The organism is Amycolatopsis keratiniphila subsp. keratiniphila (assembly GCF_001620365.2).
GTDB lineage: Bacteria > Actinomycetota > Actinomycetes > Mycobacteriales > Pseudonocardiaceae > Amycolatopsis > Amycolatopsis keratiniphila.
Window position 1 is genome coordinate 108,035 of sequence record NZ_LQMT02000037.1, and the last position, 19,027, is coordinate 127,061.

The 19,027-nt window shown below is 69.7% G+C and carries 17 protein-coding genes; 10 read left to right on the forward strand and 7 right to left on the reverse strand.

Annotated features, from left to right (window positions below; translation table 11 throughout):
• Window positions 1-14: 14 nt before the first annotated feature.
• Window positions 15-1,391, reverse strand: coding sequence for a WS/DGAT/MGAT family O-acyltransferase (locus tag AVR91_RS34415; RefSeq protein ID WP_063271617.1), 1,377 nt, complete (start codon window positions 1,389-1,391; stop codon window positions 15-17).
• A 96-nt stretch (window positions 1,392-1,487) separates the two neighbouring features.
• On the opposite strand from AVR91_RS34415, the gene AVR91_RS34420 reads away from it, so the two are divergent.
• From AVR91_RS34420 to AVR91_RS34455, 8 genes are all read left to right on the forward strand, one after another.
• Window positions 1,488-2,501 (forward strand): glutathione S-transferase family protein, encoded by a 1,014-nt coding sequence (locus tag AVR91_RS34420; RefSeq protein ID WP_063271608.1) that lies wholly within the window; start codon window positions 1,488-1,490, stop codon window positions 2,499-2,501.
• The gene (locus tag AVR91_RS34425) at window positions 2,485-3,642 is read left to right on the forward strand and encodes an NAD(P)/FAD-dependent oxidoreductase (RefSeq protein WP_063271609.1); all 1,158 of its coding nucleotides are present in this window, start codon (window positions 2,485-2,487) and stop codon (window positions 3,640-3,642) included. Before AVR91_RS34420 ends, AVR91_RS34425 begins: the two co-directional genes overlap by 17 nt.
• Window positions 3,635-4,258, forward strand: coding sequence for a pyridoxamine 5'-phosphate oxidase family protein (locus AVR91_RS34430; protein WP_063271610.1), 624 nt, complete (start codon window positions 3,635-3,637; stop codon window positions 4,256-4,258). Before AVR91_RS34425 ends, AVR91_RS34430 begins: the two co-directional genes overlap by 8 nt.
• A 109-nt stretch (window positions 4,259-4,367) precedes the next feature.
• The gene (locus tag AVR91_RS34435; protein WP_063272481.1) at window positions 4,368-5,999 is read left to right on the forward strand and encodes a thiamine pyrophosphate-binding protein; all 1,632 of its coding nucleotides are present in this window, start codon (window positions 4,368-4,370) and stop codon (window positions 5,997-5,999) included.
• Window positions 5,996-8,050, forward strand: a complete 2,055-nt coding sequence (locus AVR91_RS34440) for a hydantoinase/oxoprolinase family protein (RefSeq protein ID WP_063272482.1) — start codon at window positions 5,996-5,998, stop codon at window positions 8,048-8,050. The genes AVR91_RS34435 and AVR91_RS34440 overlap by 4 nt, the downstream gene beginning before the upstream one ends.
• Window positions 8,047-9,744 carry a hydantoinase B/oxoprolinase family protein gene (locus tag AVR91_RS34445; RefSeq protein ID WP_063272483.1) on the forward strand — a complete coding sequence of 566 codons (1,698 nt, stop codon included), beginning with the start codon at window positions 8,047-8,049 and terminating at the stop codon, window positions 9,742-9,744. Before AVR91_RS34440 ends, AVR91_RS34445 begins: the two co-directional genes overlap by 4 nt.
• Window positions 9,745-9,746: 2 nt before the next feature.
• Window positions 9,747-10,532: an SDR family NAD(P)-dependent oxidoreductase gene (locus AVR91_RS34450; protein WP_063272484.1), complete on the forward strand. Its 786-nt coding sequence runs from the start codon at window positions 9,747-9,749 to the stop codon at window positions 10,530-10,532.
• 4 nt (window positions 10,533-10,536) lie between these two features.
• A complete protein-coding gene (locus AVR91_RS34455; protein WP_063272485.1) occupies window positions 10,537-11,232 on the forward strand; it encodes a GntR family transcriptional regulator in 696 nt (231 codons plus the stop codon).
• Between the two features lie 124 nt (window positions 11,233-11,356).
• On the opposite strand, the gene AVR91_RS34460 is transcribed toward AVR91_RS34455, so the two are convergent.
• Entirely contained in the window at window positions 11,357-13,306 is a 1,950-nt protein-coding gene (locus AVR91_RS34460) for an NPCBM/NEW2 domain-containing protein (protein WP_063272486.1), read from the reverse strand.
• A gap of 216 nt (window positions 13,307-13,522) precedes the next feature.
• Between AVR91_RS34460 and AVR91_RS34465 the strand changes: the two genes are divergently transcribed.
• Entirely contained in the window at window positions 13,523-14,794 is a 1,272-nt protein-coding gene (locus AVR91_RS34465) for an aminotransferase family protein (protein ID WP_063272487.1), read from the forward strand.
• A 150-nt stretch (window positions 14,795-14,944) separates the two neighbouring features.
• Here the strand turns inward: AVR91_RS34465 and AVR91_RS34470 are convergent, their stop codons facing one another.
• The 3 genes from AVR91_RS34470 to AVR91_RS34480 all read right to left on the reverse strand — a co-directional run bounded on the left by AVR91_RS34470 (window position 14,945) and on the right by AVR91_RS34480 (window position 16,278).
• The gene (locus AVR91_RS34470) at window positions 14,945-15,367 is read right to left on the reverse strand and encodes a VOC family protein (protein WP_063272488.1); all 423 of its coding nucleotides are present in this window, start codon (window positions 15,365-15,367) and stop codon (window positions 14,945-14,947) included.
• The gene (locus tag AVR91_RS34475; RefSeq protein WP_007028443.1) at window positions 15,346-15,540 is read right to left on the reverse strand and encodes a hypothetical protein; all 195 of its coding nucleotides are present in this window, start codon (window positions 15,538-15,540) and stop codon (window positions 15,346-15,348) included. Before AVR91_RS34475 ends, AVR91_RS34470 begins: the two co-directional genes overlap by 22 nt.
• A gap of 147 nt (window positions 15,541-15,687) precedes the next feature.
• On the reverse strand, window positions 15,688-16,278 hold the full coding sequence (locus AVR91_RS34480) for a TetR/AcrR family transcriptional regulator (protein WP_063272489.1): 591 nt from the start codon (window positions 16,276-16,278) through the stop codon (window positions 15,688-15,690).
• Between the two features lie 61 nt (window positions 16,279-16,339).
• On the opposite strand from AVR91_RS34480, the gene AVR91_RS34485 reads away from it, so the two are divergent.
• Window positions 16,340-17,692: a flavin monoamine oxidase family protein gene (locus AVR91_RS34485; RefSeq protein ID WP_063272490.1), complete on the forward strand. Its 1,353-nt coding sequence runs from the start codon at window positions 16,340-16,342 to the stop codon at window positions 17,690-17,692.
• 10 nt (window positions 17,693-17,702) lie between these two features.
• Here the strand turns inward: AVR91_RS34485 and AVR91_RS34490 are convergent, their stop codons facing one another.
• Window positions 17,703-18,197 (reverse strand): GNAT family N-acetyltransferase, encoded by a 495-nt coding sequence (locus tag AVR91_RS34490; RefSeq protein WP_063272491.1) that lies wholly within the window; start codon window positions 18,195-18,197, stop codon window positions 17,703-17,705.
• A gap of 42 nt (window positions 18,198-18,239) precedes the next feature.
• Window positions 18,240-19,019: an IclR family transcriptional regulator gene (locus AVR91_RS34495; protein WP_063272492.1), complete on the reverse strand. Its 780-nt coding sequence runs from the start codon at window positions 19,017-19,019 to the stop codon at window positions 18,240-18,242.
• Window positions 19,020-19,027: the final 8 nt, after the last annotated feature.

Genomic DNA, 19,027 nt, shown 5'->3' on the forward strand with positions numbered 1-19,027 from the left:
CCGCATTCAGAGGACTAAACGCGGGGCAGGGAGACCGCGTGTTCCAGTTCGACGAGCGCGGTGTCCAGGTGGGTCAGGATGCGCTGGAGATGCGGGACGCTCCGGCGGCAGCCGGTGACGCCGAAGTCGAGGTTGTCCCCGTTGCTGGTCAGCGTGATGTTCAGCGCCTGCCCGTCGAGCAGCACCGACGCCGGATAGATGCCGTCGAGCGCGGCGCCGTTCCAGTACATCTGCTTGCGCGGCCCCGGCACGTTGGAGATCACCAGGTTGAACGGCGGTTTCGTGTTGTTCACGAAGCCGGGGATCGGTGAGATGCCGAGCTGGGCGACGTTGATCCCGGACAGCAGCAGCGTCTGCAGCGGGGTCAGCTCCGAGAAGAGCTTCTTGCCGTTCCGCATGGACGCGTTGATCGTCGCGAGCCGCGCGGCCGGATCGGTCAGATGGGTGGCGAGGTTGCACAGCAGCGCGCCGATGTTGTTGCCCGCCGCGTCCCCGCTGTCCTTGCGCCGCAAGGAAACCGGGACCATCGCGGTGAGCGGCGCGTCGGGGAGCGCGTTCTGTTCGATCAGGTAGTCGCGCAGCGCGCCCGAGCACATCGCGAGGACGACGTCGTTGCGCGACACCCCGGCCGCGGTCGCCACCTTGCGCACCCGGTCCAGCGACCACGACTGCGCGGCGAACCGGCGGGCCCCGCCGATCGGCACGTTCAGCATCGTCTTCGGCGCCTGCGCCGGCAGCGTGAGCGTGTGCTCCTGGAACGCCTCCCGCGCCACCTTCATCGCGGCGGGCGCGATCCCGGCGAGCTGGTTGACCGTCTTGCCGAAGGTGCTGAGCACCGACGGCGACGCCTTGCCGTTGCGGCCGCCGTCCGGTTTGGCGCGGCGTCCCCACGGCGGCGGGCAGTCGAGGTCCGCCGGGTCGTCCGACAGCGTGCCCTGCAGATGCCGCAGCGCCGAGACGCCGTCCATCAGCGCGTGGTGGATCTTGCTGTAGATCGCGAACCGGCCGTCCTGCAGGCCCTCGACCAGATGGATCTCCCACAGCGGGCGATGCCGGTCGAGCAGGGTGCTGTGCCAGCGCCCGGTCAGCTCCAGCAGTTCGCGGATGCGGCCGGGCTGGGGCAGCGCCGAATGGCGGAAGTGGTAGTCGAGTTCGAGGTCGGTGTCGGTCGACCAGGCGAGGTGGCCCGCGGTGTTGACCGGCCGGGCGGGACGGCGGCGGAACACCGAGCGCATGTTGTCGGAATCGAGCAGTTTCCGGCGGATGTCGCGCAGGTACTCGGGCCCGGCGTCCTCGGGTTTCTTGAACAGTTGCAGTCCGCCGACGTGCATCGGATGTTCGCGAGTCTCCACGAGAAGGAACATCGAGTCGGTCACGGGCATGAACGGCATCGTCGGGACCACCTTCCGCGCGGCGGCGTGCGGACACGCCGGGTGCCAGAGTCTACGCACACCGAAACCACCTTCTCACGCTTTAGGGTGGCTCACATGACGATCCCGACCGATCCGCAGACGGGTGAGTTCCGTCGGTCCGCCAACCATTTCGACGCGCGTGTCACCGCCGACGGCCGCGACGGCTGGCCGGTGGAGGCGGGGAGATACCGGCTGGTGGTCAGCCGGGCCTGTCCCTGGGCGAGCCGCGGGCTGGTCGTCCGGCGGCTGCTCGGTCTCGAGTCCGCGCTGAGCGTGGCCGTGGCCGATCCGATCCAGGACGACAAGAGCTGGCGGTTCACCCTCGATCCCGGTGACCGGGACCCGGTACTCGGGATCAAGTACCTCGCCGAGGCCTATCACGCGGCCGATCCGCACTACATGGGCGGGATCAGCGTTCCGGCCATTGTGGACATTCCGAGCAAACGGCTGGTGAGTAACGACTATCCCCAGGTCACCCTCGATCTGTCCACCGAATGGACCAGCCTCCACCGGCCCGGCGCACCCGACCTCTACCCAGAGCGACTGCGCGGCGAGATCGACGACGTCAACGCGGGGGTCTACGCCGACGTCAACGCCGCCGTGTACCAAGCCGGTTTCGCGACCAAGCAGGCCGCGTACGAGGACGCCTACACCCGGCTTTTCACCATGCTGGACGTGCTTTCCGAACGGCTCGAGAAGCAGCGTTACCTCGTCGGTGACACGATCACCGAAGCGGACATCCGGTTGTTCACCACGCTCGTCCGCTTCGACGCCGTCTACCACGGGCACTTCAAGTGCAACCGGAACAAACTGGCCGAGATGCCGGTGCTGTGGGCCTACGCCCGCGATCTCTTCCAAACGCCGGGCTTCGGTGACACCGTCGACTTCGACCACATCAAGCGGCACTACTACGCAGTGCACGAGCAGGTGAACCCGACGCGGATCGTCCCCTTGGGACCGGACCTGTCCGGCTGGACGACGCCGCATCACCGGGAACAGCTGGGCGGGCGCCCGTTCGGCGACGGCACGCCGCCGGGACCGCCGCCCGAGGACGAACGGATCGGGGACACGGATGGAGTCACTGCCTGAACGCACCGACGTCGTCGTGATCGGCGGCGGCATCATCGGGGTCGCCTGCGCGTACCGGCTCGCCGCCGCAGGGGTCTCGGTGCTGCTCCTCGAACGCGACACCCTGGGGGCGGGCTCGACGGCGAAGGCGGCGGGCGGGATCCGGTCGTCGTTCACCACCCGGGTCAACATCGAGATCGGGCTACGCGGGCTGGCGGAGTACGCCTCCTTCGCCGAGACGTACGGGACCGAGATCGACTTCCGCCGCGACGGCTATCTGTACCTGGTCACCGACCCCGCGGATCTGCCCGAATTCGAGCGCTGCGCCGAACTGCAGAACTCCTACGGGGTCCGCAGCCGTCTCGTCGAGCCCGCCGAGGCACGGCGGTTCTCCCCGCTGATCGACACCGAAGGCGTGGTCGCCGCGCTGTGGTCGCCGGACGACGCCAAGGCGACTCCGGACTCCGCGGTGCAGGGCTACGCGCGGGCGGCGCGTGGGCACGGCGCGGTGCTGAAGACCGGCGTCGAGGTCGTCGGGATCGAACGCGACGGCGACGAGATCGCCGGCGTCCTGACCTCGGCCGGTTCCGTGCGGACGGAAGCGGTGGTCTGCGCCGCGGGCGCGTGGTCGGGACGGATCGGCGAGCTGGCGGGCGTCGACCTCCCGGTGCGACCGTACCGGCGGCAGGTCGTGTTCACCGGACCGGTCGCGGGCCTGCCCGGGCGAGTGCCGCTGACCATCGAGATGCCCTCGGCGTTCTACTTCCACCGCGAGGGCCTCGGCCTGGCGATGTCCTTCTGCGACGGTGACGGCGACCCCGGTTTCGACACCCGGTATCAGCCGGGCGAGTGGCTGCCGAAACTCGCCGAGATCGCCGCGCGCCGGGTGCCCGCCGTGCTCGGCGCCGGGATCCGCGGCGGCTGGGCCGGGTTGTACGAGGTGACCCCCGATCGCAACCAGATCGTGGGGGAAAGCGTCCACCTGTCGCGGTTCTTCTACGCGACCGGGTTTTCGGGACACGGGTTCCAGATGGGGCCGGCCGTGGGGGAGCTCGTGCGGGACCTCTACCTGGGGCGGGTCCCGGCCATCGACATCACCGGGCTCGACGTCCGCCGGTTCGCCGGCGACCGGGCCGTGACGAGGGAGCACAACATTGTCTGAGTTCGTCGAAGTCACCACCGAGGCCGAACTGCGCGAGATCCTGCCGCCGCCGCTGGAGCGGACCGCGAACAAGGCGCGCCCGAAGCTGCACGAGCTGGACCGGCAGTGGCTCGCGGAGTCGCCGTTCGTGCTGATCGCGACCTCGGCGGCCGACGGCACCTGCGACGTCTCGCCGAAGGGCGACCCCGCCGGGTTCACTCTGGTGCTGGACGATACGCGGATCGCCATCCCGGAGCGGCCGGGCAACCGGCGCGCCGACGGATTCCACAACGTGCTGTCGAATCCGCACGTCGGGCTGATCTACCTGATCCCCGGCCGTGGCGACACGCTGCGGATCAACGGCCGCGCGCGGCTCGTGCGCGAGGCACCGTTCTTCGACGACATGATCGTGAAGGGCAACCGGCCGAAGCTCGCGCTGGTGGTCGACATCGACGAGATCTTCCACCACTGCCAGAAGGCGTTCATGCGGTCGAAGCTGTGGTCGCCGGAGAGCTGGACGCCCGACGCGCTGCCGTCGCGTGCGGCGATCTCGAAGACCTTCGAGCGGCCGGAGGACTCGCTGGCCGACCTCGAGGCGTACTACGCTCCCGCCGCCTACTCGGCCGGTCTGTACTGAGGCCGGATGCGCGTGAAGGCCCCCTTCCCTCGGCTGAGCCGAGGGAAGGGGGCCTTCACGCGCAGCGGCTGGTTGCTGGATCGTTGAACGATCTGGCACTATCGGCGGGGTGCCTGCACCCACCGGAGCCCAGCATCTCGCCGACGCGCTGACCGCTCTGGGGACCGAAGTCGTCTTCGGTCTCCCCGGGGTGCACAACCTGCCGTTATGGGAGGCGCTGGCCGATACGGACATCCGGCTCGTCGGGGTCCGGCACGAGCAGACGGCCGGGTACGCGGCCGACGGGTACGCCCGCGCCACGGGCAAGCTCGGGGTCGCGCTGGTGACCACGGGGCCGGGCGCGGCGAACACGCTCGCCGCGGTCGGCGAGGCCATGGCGTCGGCGGCGCCGGTGCTGATCATCGCCACCGACATCCCGTCCACGCTGCGGCGGCCCGGAGTGGTCCGCGGCGTCCTGCACGAGACGTCGGATCAGCAGGCGATGTTCGCGCCGGTCACCAAGGCCGGGTTCACCGTCACGAGCGCCGACCAGGTCGCCGCCACGCTCCACCGCGCGGCCCGGCTCGCGCTCCAGCCGCAGAGCGGGCCGGTCTACCTCGGCATCCCCACCGACTTCCTGTCCGAGCGGACGCCCGCGCGCCGTCCGCCGCGTTCGCACGCCCGGCCTGCCGAGATCCCGGATCTCAGTGAGGCCGAGGCCATGCTTGCCGCCGCCGACCGGCCGCTGATCTGGGCGGGCGGCGGCGCGTTGCGTGCCGAGGCGGGGGAGGCGATCGGGAAACTCGCCGAACGGCTGGCCGCGCCGGTGCTCACCACGTTCGGCGCCCGCGGGCTCCTGTCGGTCGATCATCCTTGTCTCGCCCCGAATCCGGTGCACGCGCCCGAGGTCGGCGCGCTGTGGGACGAGGCCGACGTCGTCCTCGCGATCGGCACCGACTTCGACGGGCTGATGACGCAGAACTGGCTGATGCCGAAGCCGAAGAAGCTCATCGCGATCAACGTCGACCCGGACGACGCGGCCAAGAACTACCAGCCGGACATCACGCTGGTCGGCGACGCCCGGGTGCTCGTCGAGGCGCTGAAGGTCGAGGAACGGTCCGGGATCGCGGCGTTGGTCGGCAGGCTGGCCAAGGTCTCCGCCCGGGTCCGGCGGCGGATCAAGGAGGAGGAGCCGCAGGCCGCGGACCTTCTGTCTACTTTGGACGAGGTATTGCCGCCCGACGCGGTGGTGGTCGCGGACATGTGCGTGGCCGGGTACTGGATCGGCGGGTTCCATCGGGTCCGTGCGCCGCGCAAACTCGCGTATCCGATGGGCTGGGGCACGCTCGGCTACGGTTTCCCCGCCGCGCTCGGTGCCGCTGCCGCGGGCGGTGGCCGCGCGATCTGCGTCACCGGGGACGGCGGCTTCCTCTTCGGCTGCGGTGATCTCCACACGCTGGCGCAGGAACAGTTGCCGGTCACGACGATCGTCGTCGACGACGGCGGGTACGGGATGCTTCGCTACGACCAGGATCGCGCCGGGCTGCCGCGGCGCGGCGTCGATTGGGACAGCCCCGATTTCGTCGGACTGGCAAGGTCCTTCGGCGTGCACGCGGATCGCGTCTCCGGGTTCGGGCGGGCGTTCCGGCGGCTGCTCGGCGAGTTCGTCGAGTCCGACGAGCCGAACGTACTGGTCGTCCGCGCGAAGATGGCGCCGCCGCTCAACACCTCGCCGCGCTGGTACCGCAGGGAATCCCCGTGACCGGGCTTCGGGTCGGCGTGGACATCGGCGGCACGTTCACCGATCTCTGCGTGCTCGACCGAACCGGGGTCGTCGCCGTCGGCAAGGTGCTGACGACGCACGACGAGCCCGCCCGCGCGGTCGAGGAAGGTCTCAAAAGGACACTCGCGGACGCCGGGCTGGTCGCGGGCGACGTCGAGCAGTTCGTGCACGGCACCACCCTGGTCACGAACGCGCTGATCGAACGCAAGGGTGCCCGCACCGCGCTGCTCGCGACCGCCGGTTTCCGTGACGTGCTGGAGATGCGGCGCGAGCACCGGTACGAACTCTACGACCTGCTCATCGAACTCCCCGACCCGTTGGTCCCACGTCATCTGCGGTTCGACGTCCCCGAGCGGATCCTCGCCGACGGTTCTGTCCACACAGGACTGGATGAGGAGTACGTCGCACGGCTGGGCCGCGAGCTCGACGCCCGCGGGATCGACGCGGTGGCGATCTGTTTCCTGCACGCCTTCACGAATCCCGCGCACGAACGCCGCGCCGCCGAGGTGCTCGAGGAAGTGGCGCCTCGGTTGCGCGTCGCGCTGTCGAGCGAGGTCGTCCCCGAGATCCGCGAGTTCGAGCGCACCTCCACCACCGTCGCGAACGTCTATGTCCAGGACCTCACCGAACGCTATCTGCGCGACCTGGAACGGCGCTTGCACGAGTCCGGAGTGCGACCGTCGCCGCACATCATGCTGTCCAACGGCGGGATCGCGACCGTCGACACCGCCGCCCGTCATCCGATCCGCATCCTCGAATCCGGCCCGGCGGGTGGGGCGCTGGCCGCGTCCGCGATCGGGGCCGCGGCCGGTGTCGACGATCTGCTGGCCTTCGACATGGGCGGGACGACGGCGAAGCTGTGCATGATCTCCGGCGGCGCGCCGCTGGTGACGCACGAGTTCGAAGTGGACCGGAAGTACCGGCTGTTGCCGGGATCCGGGCTGCCGGTGAAGGTTCCGGTCACCGACATGATCGAGATCGGTGTCGGCGGCGGCTCGATCGCGCGTATCGACGCGCTCGGCCTGCTCACCGTCGGCCCGGATTCGGCCGGGTCCGAGCCCGGCCCGGTCTGCTACGGACGAGGCGGCACGGAGCCGACCGTGACCGACGCCGACCTCGTGCTCGGCTACCTGGATCCGGGCTATTTCCTTGGCGGCGGAATGACTTTGGACGCCGAGGGCGCCCGTGAGGCGATCCGCTCGAAGATCGCGGGACCGCTCGGCGTCAGCGTCGAAGAGGCCGCTTGGGGCATTCACACCAGCGTCAACGAGGACATGGCCAACGCCGCCCGTGTCCACGCCGTCGAGCGCGGCAAGGATCCGGCGAAGCTGCCGATGTTCACCTTCGGCGGTGCCGGGCCGGTGCACGGCGTCGGCGTGGCACGGGCGCTCGGCGCGCCCGAGGTGGTCGCACCGCCTGCCGCCGGGGTGCTGAGCGCGGCGGGTTTTCTCACCGCGCCCCTGGCCTTCGACTTCGTCCGTTCGGCTCGCGCGGCTGTCCTCGATCTCTCCTGGGAGCAGGTCGACGCCTTGTTCGCCGAGATGGAGGCCGAGGGTACGGAACTGCTGCGGAAGTCCGGTGTGGACGATGTGACGCATCGCCGGATCGCCGAGATGCGGTATTCCGGGCAGGGCTACGAGATCCGCGTGCCGGTCGAGCGGGGGAACTGGCCGGAGTCGCTGATCGGCGCGTTCACCGAGACCTATCGGACGTTGTACCGGCGGACCGGGCCGGACGTCGGGATCGAGGTGCTCAACTGGCGGGTCGTCTCCAGCGGGCCGTCGCCCGAGGTCACGCTGAAACTGGCGGGTGCCGAGGCCGAGGGCGACGCGCGCAAGGGGAGCCGGCCGGCTTACTTTCCCGCGTCGGGTGGATTTGTCGACACGGCGGTGTTCGATCGGTACGGGCTCAAGCCGGGTGATCGCGTCGACGGGCCCGCCATCGTGGAGGAACGAGAGTCCACTGTGGTCGTCCCACCGGGCGCGCGCTGCGTCGTCGGCGAGGACGCCAGCCTGGTGGTGACGGTATGAGCGTCGATCCGATCCTGGTGGGTTTGCTGGGGAACCGGCTGCACTCGATCCTGGCCGAGCAGCAGAACGCGCTCGTCAACACGGCTTTCTCGTCCGTGGTGCGGGAATCGCTCGACCTGGCCTGCGCGGTGTTCGACTCACGCGGCGAGATGATCGGCCAGTCCGTCGGCGGGACCCCCGGCCACATCAACGCGATGGCGACCGGGATGCACCACTTCGTCGCCGCGTATCCACCGGAGACCTTGGCACCGGGCGACGTGCTGCTCACCAACGACCCGTGGCAGACCGCCGGGCAGATCAACGACATCACCGTCGCGACGCCGGTGTTCCTGCGAGGCAGGCTGGTCGCCTGGTTCGCTTCCTGTTGCCACGCCCCGGACATCGGCGGGCGGCTGGTCTCCGCCGAGGCGCACGAGGTCTTCGAAGAGGGGCTGCGCCTGCCGATCATGAAGTTCCTTCGTGCGGGCGAGGTCAACGCGGAGCTCGAACTGCTGATCCGCGCGAACGTCCGCACCCCGGAGGAGACCATCGGCGATCTGTACGCCCAGGTCACCGGGAACGAGGTCGGCGCCGCCAGCCTGGTGCGGCTGCTGGAGGAATTCGGTCTCGATTCGCTGGACGACGTCGCCGCGGAGATCATGAACCGCTCCGAACGGGCGCTACGCGACGCGCTGGCGAAACTGCCGGACGGCACGTACACCAGCGAATTGGCGACAGACGGTTTCGACGACGAAGAAGTCGTCCTCAAGGTCGCGGTGACCATCGACGGCGAGGACATCCATCTCGACTTCGCTGGATCGTCGCCGCAGAGCCGCCGCGGGATCAACGTCGTCCTGAACTACACCAGGGCGTACGCGTCGTTCGCGGTCAAGGCGGCCATCTCGCCGGAAGTGCCGCACAACGCGGGTTCGTTCCGGCCGGTGCACGTCACCGCGCCGGAGGGATCGGTGCTCAACTGCCTGCCGCCCGCGCCGGTCGCGTCCCGGCACCTGATCGGGCACTTCCTGCCTTCGCTGCTGATCAGCGCCCTGCCCGGCAAGGCCATGGCGCACAGCGCGGACGCCTTGTGGATGACGATCTGGCGCGGTACCGACGCCGAGGGCCGCGAGTTCATGCTCAACGTCTTCCAGACCGGCGGTATCGGCGCGCGGTCCACAAAGGACGGACTCAATACGACAGGCTTCCCGAGCGGCCTGCGTTCGACGCCGACCGAGGTCATCGAGACGATGGCTCCGCTGATCCAGCGCGAACGCGTGCTGCGCACGGACTCGGGCGGCGCCGGACAGTGGCGCGGCGGCCTCGGCCAGCGCACGACCATGGCCGCCCGCGGCGAGATCTCGTGGAGTGTCAACGGGAACGTCGACCGGCTGCACCGCCCGGCGTCCGGTGTGGACTCCGGGCACGACGGGGCGGCCGGCCGGTTCGAGCTCACCCGTGGTGCCCTGCCGTCGAAGAGCCGGGTGAACCTGCGGCCGGACGACGTGGTGAACGTGGTCCTGCCCGGTGGCGGCGGTTACGGGGATCCGAGGGAGCGGGCCACGGAAGCCGTGCTCGCCGACGTCGTCGACGGATACATCTCGGTGGAAGCGGCGCGCGAACTGTACGGCGTCGAGGTCACCTATCACGGGGAGCCCGGGGCGCTGGTGCGTCTTCCGGAGGATTACACGGCGGTTTCGTCGAGAGGGAGGAAATGAGCATGGGCCGGCTGGCAGGCAAGGTCGCGGTGGTCTTCGGGGGAGCGAGGGGTATCGGGCTCGCCACCGTGAAGGAATTCGTCGCCGAGGGCGCGACCGTGTTCACCAGTGACATCCGCGAACCCGCGGAGGCTGTCGAAGGGGCGCGACACTCCCTTGTGGACGCGACCGACGAAGGACAGGTCGACGAGTTCGTGCGCGGCGTGGTCGCCGAAACCGGCCGGGTCGACGTGCTGTTCAACAACGTCGGCATCCACCTCGGGAAACCGCTGGCGGACACCACGTTGGCGGAATTCGACAACATCTTCGCACTGAACGTGCGTGCCGCGTTCCTGGGCACGCGGGCGGTGCTGCCGCACATGATCGCGAACAAGGCGGGCAGCATCGTCTCGACGTCGTCCAACGGCGGCGTGATGGGCCGCCCCGGCGACCCGGTGTACAACGCCACCAAGCACGCGCTGGTCGGCATGATGAAGTCGATCGCCGTCGCGCACGCGCACCAGGGGATCCGGGCGAACACGGTCAACCCGGGCGCGATCGACACGGACATGCTGCGCGGCACGCTCGCGTCGCCGGAGGACTTCGAAGCCAAGCAACACCAGTTGGTCGCGAGCACGCCCGCCGGGCGGGTCGGCGAGGCGTGGGAGGTCGCGAAGGCCGTGGTCTTCCTGGCCAGCGACGAATCCCGGTTCGTCAACGGGGTCGCGCTCCCGATCGATGGGGCCAAGGCCGCCGGTGCCATGCCGGGCAACCGGTACAGTCTCGACTTCGAACTCGGCGTCAGGTAGCGCCGTGTCCACCTCTGCCGCCGAGGAGACGCTGGCCCGCGACAGACCGTTGCTCGAACGGAGCGGGACCGCGGAACGGGTCGCCGAGATCCTGCGTCAGCGCATCACCGAAGGTGTCTTCCCGCCGGGGTCGAGGCTTTCCGAACCGTCGATCAGCGCCGCGCTGGGCGTCTCACGCAACACCTTGCGCGAGTCCTTCCAGTTGCTGGCGCACGAACGGCTCGCGGTGCACGAACTCAACCGCGGCGTGTTCGTCCGCGAGCTGACCGCGCAGGACATCTCGGATCTGTACGTGATGCGGCGCGTCACCGAATGCGGTGCGCTGCGGCGCGCGGCCGAACTGTCCGCCGTGGATCTCGCGGCCGTCGCGGCCGCGGTGCGGGACGGCCGTGCCGCGGCCGACGAAGGCGACTGGCAGGCCGTCGGGACCGCGAGCATCGCGTTCCACCAGGCGGTGGGCGACCTGGCGGGCAGCGAGCGGGTCAGCACGACGATGCGCCAGGTGCTCGCGGAGACGCGGCTCTTCTTCGTGCTGGCGGAGAACACGCGGGCGTTTTTCGAACCGTTCCTGGAACGGCACGAGCGGATCCTGCGGGATCTGGAGCGGGGGCGTTTCGGGCCCGCCGAGACCGCGCTGGAGAAGTACCTGCGGGAGGCCGAGAAGCAGCTTCTGGCCGCTTATGAGCGCCGGGAACGCTAGGAAAGGACCAAGGCTGCCGTAAGTACCTACTGAACGTGGGGGGCCGTTGGTCGTACGTCCGTGAGGGCCTCCTTGCCTACCTTGAAGGTAGGCAAGGAGGCCTTCATGTACCGCAGGCGCGAGCTTAACAGCGCAGCGTGGCACCAGCCCAGTCAGCGTGGTCGGAGTCGACCCCGTCACCGCCGTCCGTGACGACCAGATCGAGCACCTGAACCCCGCTCAGCGGCACGGAGAGCTTCTCAGCCGCCTGACCGCGCTTGAGCACACCGGTGTTCGCCAGCCGCTTCCCGTCGCCGACGACCTCGAAAGCCACACTGCCTCCGGCCTTCTCGTCGTCGACCCCGACGGACGAGGCGAACGACGCGCATCCGCCGCCGAGGTAGAGCCGGACCTTCGACGGCGCGTGGACGCCCAGTCCGTCGTCGTAGGTCACACCGTCGATGCTCATCCGATGGCCGTCGCCTGCTTTCGATTCACCGTTGCTGGTCCCGCGTTCCACCGGGCCGTAGCCGTTGTCGGCCGTCATGAACACCGCCTTCGACAGCGCGTTCGTCCCGGCGGCGGGCGGTTTCACGACGGGAGCGCTTCCGTCCACGGACAACGACCGCGCACCCCAGGAAGTCCGGTAGCCGAACCGTCCGGAGAGCTCGACCCGATCGCCGCCGGCGGACGACGGTCGCACGGTCCAGGTCCGTTCCCACGATTTCCCCGGCGCGACGGCGGGAATCCGCGCTTCGGTGTCGCCGTCGGGCGTCCAGCCCGCGCCGACCGCCAGCTTCACCACCCCGGACCGGACCGGTGTCCGGCCGTCGTTGAACACCCGCAGTGTCGTGGTGAACGGTTTGTCGACGGCCGCGTATTCGGGTGAGGTCAAGGAAAGCGTCGTATGCGGCGCGGCCTTCGGCTGGTCGGACGGCCAGACGCGGAACACCGCGGAGCCGTGGCCCGGCAGCCCGGCTCGGAGGGTGCCGGCGGATTCGGCCTCCGCGCCGGTCCACAGATCCCGGACCCGGTAACCGGACGCCGCGGGCGCGCCGATCTCGGTGGCGGTGGAGGACAGGGTCGCCGGGGAGCCGCCGCGATTGAACAGCACGACGACGTTCGAGCCGTCGGACATCGGCTTGGCCCAGACCTCGGTGTCGCCGTCGTCGCGGATCTTGCGGCCCTGCTTGCCGCCCCAGTCCTGGTCGACCGCGAGAAGATCCTTGTTCAGCAAGATCTTCTTGGTCGCGTCGGACATCGAGCGCAGGTCGTTGCCGGCCAGCAGCGGCGCGTTGAGCAACGACCAGAGCGCGAAGTGGGAGCGGTATTCCGTGTCGGTCATGCCGCCGTTGCCCACTTCGAGCATGTCCGGATCGTTCCAACCGCCCGGTCCGGAATAGCCTTCCAGGCCGACCTGCTGGTCGAGCAGGTCGGTCATACTCGACCACCTGTCGCTGATGTCGCCGGTGGTGCGCCACAACTGCGCCCCCGCGTCCTTGCCCCATTCCCAGGGCTTGTTCTCGCCCCATTCGCACAGGGCGTAGACGATCGGGCGGCCGGTCTTCTTCAGTGCCTCGCCCATTTTCGTGTACCGCTCCAGCGCGGGGCGGCCCTGGTTGTGGCAGTTGTCGTATTTGAGGTAGTCGACTCCCCAGTCCGCGAACGTCTGAGCGTCGACCTCTTCGTGGTCGAGTGAACCGGGCATGGTCCGCGCACAGGTTTCCGTGCCGGCGCTGGTGTAGATGCCGAGTTTCAGGCCCTTTCCGTGCACGTAGTCGGCCAACGCCTTGATGCCGCTGGGGAAGCGCGTCCGATGAGCCTCGTACTTCCCGTCGGGGGTGCGGTTCTTCTCGGCCCAGCAGTCGTCGATGTTCACGTACTGGTAGCCCGCGGCCTTCATCCCGGACGACACCATCGCGTCCGCGGTCTCCCGGATCAGATCTTCGGTGATGTCGCAGCCGAACTTGTTCCAGCTGTTCCATCCCATCGGCGGGGTCGCGACCGGTGGCGGGCTCTCGGCGGCGGCCGCCGGGACGACGCAGAGGGCGGTGAGCGTGCAGGCGGCGACGAGCGTGCCGGCGAGACGACGCATAAGTTCCTCCCAGAATGCTCAACTTTGAACAAACCCACTCATCAAGCAACAGGATCGACCGGTGCCGGTCAAGAGCCGAAGGGATGGTGTTGGAGATTCACCGACGGTCGCCGTGACAAGCCGGACAGGTCCGGAGCGCGAACTGTGCACGATGGAGTGTTCGCGTCCCGGCCGGATCCGGGTGAGGATGGGGGCACGAGCACGAGGAGGAAGATCATGGTTTCGTCGGCGTCCGCGCGTAATCCGCTGTGGCACCCGTTCGCGGACATGGGAGCGGTCGACGGCGACCGGCTCGTCATCACCCGCGGTGAGGGTTCCTACGTCTGGGACGACGAGGGCAAGCGGTATTTCGACGCGACGGCGTCACTCTGGTACGCGAACTTCGGGCACGGGCGCGAGGAGATCACGCAGGCCGTCGCGGACCAGCTGCGGACGCTCGATTCGTACAACCTGTTCGGCTACAACGCCAACGAGCCCGCGCTGAAGCTCGCCGAGCGCGTTTCCGCGCTCGCACCCGAACCGGGCTCGAAGGTCTTCTTCGGTTCGGGCGGCGGTGACGTCATCGACACCGCGGTCAAGATCGCCCGTTCGTATTTCGCGCACACCGGGCGCCCGGAGAAGGTGCACGTCATCGGCCGGGTGCAGGGTTACCACGGCACCCACGGTTTCGGCACGGCCGTCGGCGGGATCGCGGCCAACGCGGCGGGCTTCGGGCCGCTGCCCGGCGACATCTCGCACGTTCCCTATGACAGCGCCGAAGCGCTCGAAGCGGAGATCCTGCGGGTCGGCCCGGAGCGGGTCGCGGCCTTCTTCTGCGAACCGGTGATCGGCGCGGGCGGCGTCCTGCTCCCGCCGGACGGGTACATCGAGACGGTCGCCGGGATCTGCCGCAAACACGACGTGCTGTTCGTCGCGGATTGCGTGATCGCCGCTTTCGGGCGGCTGGGCACCTGGTTCGGGATCGACCGGTGGGCGGTGAAACCGGACATGATCACGACCGCCAAGGGCATCACCGGCGGGACGATCCCGCTGGGCGCGCTGATCGTCGCGCCCCGGGTGGCCGAGCCGTTCTTCACCGGCGCGCCGGGTGCGCCGGTGCTGCGGCACGGCGCGACCTACGCCGGGCATCCGGTGGCCTGCGCCGCGGGGAACGCGACGCTGGACATCTACGAGCGCGACGGGCTCATCCCGCGCGGGCGGGAACTGGAGAAGCCGTTGGCGGACGCGCTTTCCGGGCTGGCTTCGCATTCGCTGGTCGAGGAGGTCCGGGCCGGGCTCGGCTTCCTCGGCGCGGTCGAGCTGAAGGCGGACGTTGTCGCGGCGAACCCCGGCGCGGCGAACCGGCTGCAGCGGCTGGCGCGGGACGAAGGTGTCCTCGTGCGGAACCTGGCCAAGGGGATCGCGGTGTCGCCGCCGCTGATCGCCGGGGAGGCGGAGCTCGACCTGCTCGCGACGGCTTTGCCGCGCGCACTGGACAAGCTTGCCTGAGCAGAAGTCTCGTGAGTGGTAAGGACGGTTCTACCGCCCTTACCACTCACGAGCCGCGCACGAGGGCCGCGCGCTCGGTCATGAAGGGCACAGCCGACGGGACCAGGTCCCTTCATGACACCCCCAGTGGCGGGCCCTCGTGGGCCCGCCTCAGGAGAGGCAGAGTTCGTTGCCTTCCGGGTCCGCGATCGTGATCCACTCGGCGGGACCCTGCTTGCCGCGGTGCAGGAACGTCGCACCGCGCGCGGTCAGCCGCTCGAGCTCGGCCTCGATCTTGTCCGCCCCCATCCGGATGTCGAGGTGCAGGCGGTTCTTGACCGTCTTCCCCTCCGGCACCAGCTGGAAGAGGAACCGCTGCTTCGTCTCCGGATGGACGATCGCCGCGCCGTCCTTCCACACCAGGACACCGTTGTGCGTGGTGGTCGCCTCTTCCGGGGCATACCCCTTCGCGACCATCTCGCGGATGAACTCCTCGTTGCTCTCCTCGACCTGCCAGCCGAGCATCTCGGCCCACCAGCCGGCGAGGTCGTGCGGATGAGCGGAGTCCACGGTCACCTGGAAGTCATACGCCATACCGGCACATTAACGACCCGCCCCGACAATTCCGGGCGCTCATGCCCGCTGACCACGGTGAACCGCCACTTGTCGACCCCGCCGCCGATGATCTCGGCGTAGCGCCGGGCGCCGTCCGCGTTCGCGAAGCGCACCTGCTGCCCGTTGGTGAGATGGGTGATCTTGACCGCCATCCGTGCCTCCCTGAAGTCCGGTGCCGGCCCGCGGAGCTTCCCCCTCCGGGACCGGCGCGGACAGTAGAACACATGTTCGATGGCCGTCGCCAATCCAGCCCCCCGCGCGGGTGGCTTCGCGTGATCGAAGGCGGAACTCGCGACGTTTCAGCGGGTGATCAGGCCGGCGATCAGGTCGTGAACCAGTGCCGCGGCCTGTGCTCGCGCCTGGCCGGGGTCGTCGGTCTCGGCGACGACCAGCGCCAGCTCGGTCAGCGCTCCGTAGAAGGCGGCCGCGACCAGCTTGGCCGGATGCGGCCGGATCCGCGAGGTGGCGAGCATCGCCTGGACCGTGTCGTCGACCAGGCCGCTCAGATGCTTCTGGTCCAGTTCGCGCCATCGGCGCCAGCCGAGCGCGATCGGCCCCTGCAAGAGCACGACGTGGCGGTACCGGGGTTCGGCGCAGACGGCCAGGAACTCCGTGACTCCGCGTTCGGTGCGTTCGACGGGGTCCTCGGACGAGGCGATCGCGGTCCGGATCCGGCCCGCCGCCTGATGTTCCAGCTCGTCCACGACCGCCTCGAACAGCCCGCGTTTGCCGTCGAAGTGGTGATACAGCGCCCCACGCGTCAGGCCCGCGGCGCGGACGAGTTCCTCCGCGGAGAGGCTCGCGTACTCCCGTTCGGCGAACAGGCGCAGGCCGGTGTCGAACAGGGCCTGGCGGGTGTGCTCCGCGTACTTCACGCGCACCGATTCCATTCGCCATGACTATCACATACACTTCGTATGTCAGATACACGCTGTATGAAGGTGGGCGGCGATGGAACGATCGGTGGATGTCGTGGTGGTCGGAGCGGGGATCGCGGGCCTGGTCGCCGCCCGTGATCTCGCCCGGACCGGGGCCGAAGTGCTGGTGCTGGAGGCCCGTGACCGGGTGGGCGGCAGGCTGCTCAACGACGAGCTCCCCGGCGGTGGCCCCATCGAGGTGGGCGGCCAGTGGGTGGGGCCGGGGCAGCACGAGGTGCTCGCGCTGATCGGCGAGCTCGGGCTGAGCACGTATCCCACGTACGACACGGGCAGGCGCATCGCCGAGTTCGCCGGGCGCCGGGCCGAGTACACGGGCCGGATCCCGCGTCTGGGACCCGTGGCGCTGGCCGACATCGGCCAGACCCAGTTCCGGCTGGACCGGCTGGCGCGGCAGGTGCCGGCGGCGGAGCCGTGGCTGGCGAAACGGGCCGCGGAACTGGACGGCCAGACCCTGGCGACCTGGTTGCGGCGGACCGCCCGCACCGAGGCGGGACGGTCGTTCTTCCGGGTGATCACCGAGGCGTTGTTCTCCGCCGAGCCCGAGGATCTTTCCGCGTTGTGGGCGGCCTTCTACCTCGGCGCCGGAGGCGGGCTGAACTCGATGATCGAGACGGCGGGCGGCGCGCAGCAGGACCGGGTCGCCGGTGGTACGCAACGCATCGCGCTCGCGCTCGCCGGCGAACTCGGCGATCGCGTCGTCCTCGGCGCACCGGTGACCGGTATCGAATGGGAGACCTCGGGAGTCCGGGTACGGGCGGGCGCCACCACCGTCCGCGCCCGTCGTGCCGTGGTCGCGGTTCCGCCGACGCTCGCGGCGCGCCTGCGGTTCACCCCGGGTCTGCCCGGCGATCGCGACCAGCTCGTCCAGCGCATGCCGATGGGGCGGGTGATCAAGGTCAACGTCGTCTACGACGAGCCTTTCTGGCGCGAGAAAGGGTTGAGCGGCCAGGCGAACAGCGACCGCCGTCCGCTGGGCACGGTGTTCGACAACACCCCGCACGGCGGATCACCCGCGGTGCTCGTCGGCTTCCTCGAAGGACGGCACGCCGACGAGGGCGCGCGGCTGGCCCCCGCGGACCGCCGTGCCCGGGTCCTCGACGACCTCGCCGGGTATTTCGGGCCACGGGCCCGGAAGCCGATCGCGTACCTGGAGCGTGACTGGGCGGAGGAGGAGTTCAGCCGCGGCTGCTACGGCGCGTTCACCACGCCCGGCACCCTCACCCGGTTCGGTCCGGCCCTGCGCAGGCCGGTCGGGCCACTGCACTGGGCGGGCACCGAAACCGCCACGCGCTGGGCGGGTTACATCGACGGCGCCGCCGAATCCGGGCATCGCGTCGCCCGCGAGATCGCCTCCGCGCTGGGGTGAGCCGCGCGGTTCATCGGCGCATGGTCACGCGAGGCCACGCGTCCAGTCCGCGGGCGATTTCGTGGTCACGGACGGCCCGCAGCCCCTCCGTGAGGCCTTCCTCGTCGAGTGTCGCGAAGCCGAGCCGGGCATAGTACGGCGCGTTCCACGGCACCTCGGCGTATGTCGTCAGCGTCAACCCGGCGAGCCCTTCGCGCGAGGCCCACTCCGCGGCGTGCTCGATCAGCCGCCGCCCGAGGCCCCGGCGCGCGTGATCGGGATGGACGGAGACCTGCTCGATGTGGCCGTGACCGTCGACGACCTCGGCGAGCAGGTACGCCACCGGGCCGTCCCCGGTGTCCCAGACCCAGGCCCGGCCGTCGCGCTGGAAAACCGTGAGGTCCGCGATCGACGGCGGATCGTCGTCGGCGATCGCGGCCATGCCGAGCGCGCGGAACGGTTCGCCCGCGGCGCGTTCGACGTCCTGGAGCACGGGCAGGTCTTCGGGAGTGGCGAGTCGGATCACGGATCGAGTTCTACCCCGCCGCGGTGCGCGTCCGCCCGTGATTTACAGCGAGAAAGACGATACGGCGCGGTGGATCCTGCTCGCGTACGACTGGAGAGTGACGATGGCGGCCCGTTTCGCGTCGTCGCCGATCCGGGTCGCTGGGGCGGCCAGGGTGAGCACTGCGGGCCGGTGCCCGGTGCTCGGGATCGGCACCGAACACGACCAGACGCCGTCGTCCAGTTCGCCCCAGCTCACCGAATACCGGTTCGCCCCGGCGCGTTTGACCTCCTCCCGCACGCTCGGACCGCGGCGCTGGACGATCGACGAAAGCCGTCTCTCGCGTTCGGCCTCCGGCAGCATGGCGAGCAGCATCTTGCCCGACGCGCCGGTGCCGAGCGGGACCGAATGTCCCGGCTGGAAGGTGAACCGCATCGCGCGTTCGCATTCGACCCGGTCCGCGCAGACCGCGGAATCGCCGAAATGCTGGAACAGCAACACCGTCTCGCCGAGGTCGCGGGCGGCCTCCTCCATCGACGGGCGGGCGAGGCGGGCGAGATCGTTGGCCAGCTGCGCGGCCCGCGCGAGCGGCATCACCTGGCTCGTCACGTGATAGCGCCCGGTCTTGCCCTCCTCCAGGAGCTGGAGTTCCTTCAACAGCGCGACATAGCGATACGTCGTGGCGACCGGGGTGCCGATCCTCGCGGCCAGTTCGGCGACGCTCGCGTCCCAGCGGCGTTCGGAAAAGGAGAGCAGCAGCTGGAGGACCTTGCGTGAGCTGCTGGCGCCGGGGGTGCGTTTCGGCGGGGCGGGGGTGTCCAGGGATCGTGCGGCAGGCGTCATCTCGACCT

Excerpts from the sequence above, each read along its gene's own strand:
- AVR91_RS34415 (WP_063271617.1), bottom strand. The coding sequence starts at position 1,391 with ATGCCGTTCATGCCCGTGACCGACTCGATGTTCCTTCTCGTGGAGACT.
- AVR91_RS34420 (WP_063271608.1), top strand. The coding sequence starts at position 1,488 with ATGACGATCCCGACCGATCCGCAGACGGGTGAGTTCCGTCGGTCCGCC.
- AVR91_RS34425 (WP_063271609.1), top strand. The coding sequence starts at position 2,485 with ATGGAGTCACTGCCTGAACGCACCGACGTCGTCGTGATCGGCGGCGGC.
- AVR91_RS34445 (WP_063272483.1), top strand. The coding sequence starts at position 8,047 with ATGAGCGTCGATCCGATCCTGGTGGGTTTGCTGGGGAACCGGCTGCAC.
- AVR91_RS34450 (WP_063272484.1), top strand. The coding sequence starts at position 9,747 with ATGGGCCGGCTGGCAGGCAAGGTCGCGGTGGTCTTCGGGGGAGCGAGG.
- AVR91_RS34460 (WP_063272486.1), bottom strand. The coding sequence starts at position 13,306 with ATGCGTCGTCTCGCCGGCACGCTCGTCGCCGCCTGCACGCTCACCGCC.
- AVR91_RS34465 (WP_063272487.1), top strand. The coding sequence starts at position 13,523 with ATGGTTTCGTCGGCGTCCGCGCGTAATCCGCTGTGGCACCCGTTCGCG.
- AVR91_RS34470 (WP_063272488.1), bottom strand. The coding sequence starts at position 15,367 with ATGGCGTATGACTTCCAGGTGACCGTGGACTCCGCTCATCCGCACGAC.
- AVR91_RS34475 (WP_007028443.1), bottom strand. The coding sequence starts at position 15,540 with ATGGCGGTCAAGATCACCCATCTCACCAACGGGCAGCAGGTGCGCTTC.
- AVR91_RS34480 (WP_063272489.1), bottom strand. The coding sequence starts at position 16,278 with ATGGAATCGGTGCGCGTGAAGTACGCGGAGCACACCCGCCAGGCCCTG.
- AVR91_RS34485 (WP_063272490.1), top strand. The coding sequence starts at position 16,340 with ATGGAACGATCGGTGGATGTCGTGGTGGTCGGAGCGGGGATCGCGGGC.
- AVR91_RS34495 (WP_063272492.1), bottom strand. The coding sequence starts at position 19,019 with ATGACGCCTGCCGCACGATCCCTGGACACCCCCGCCCCGCCGAAACGC.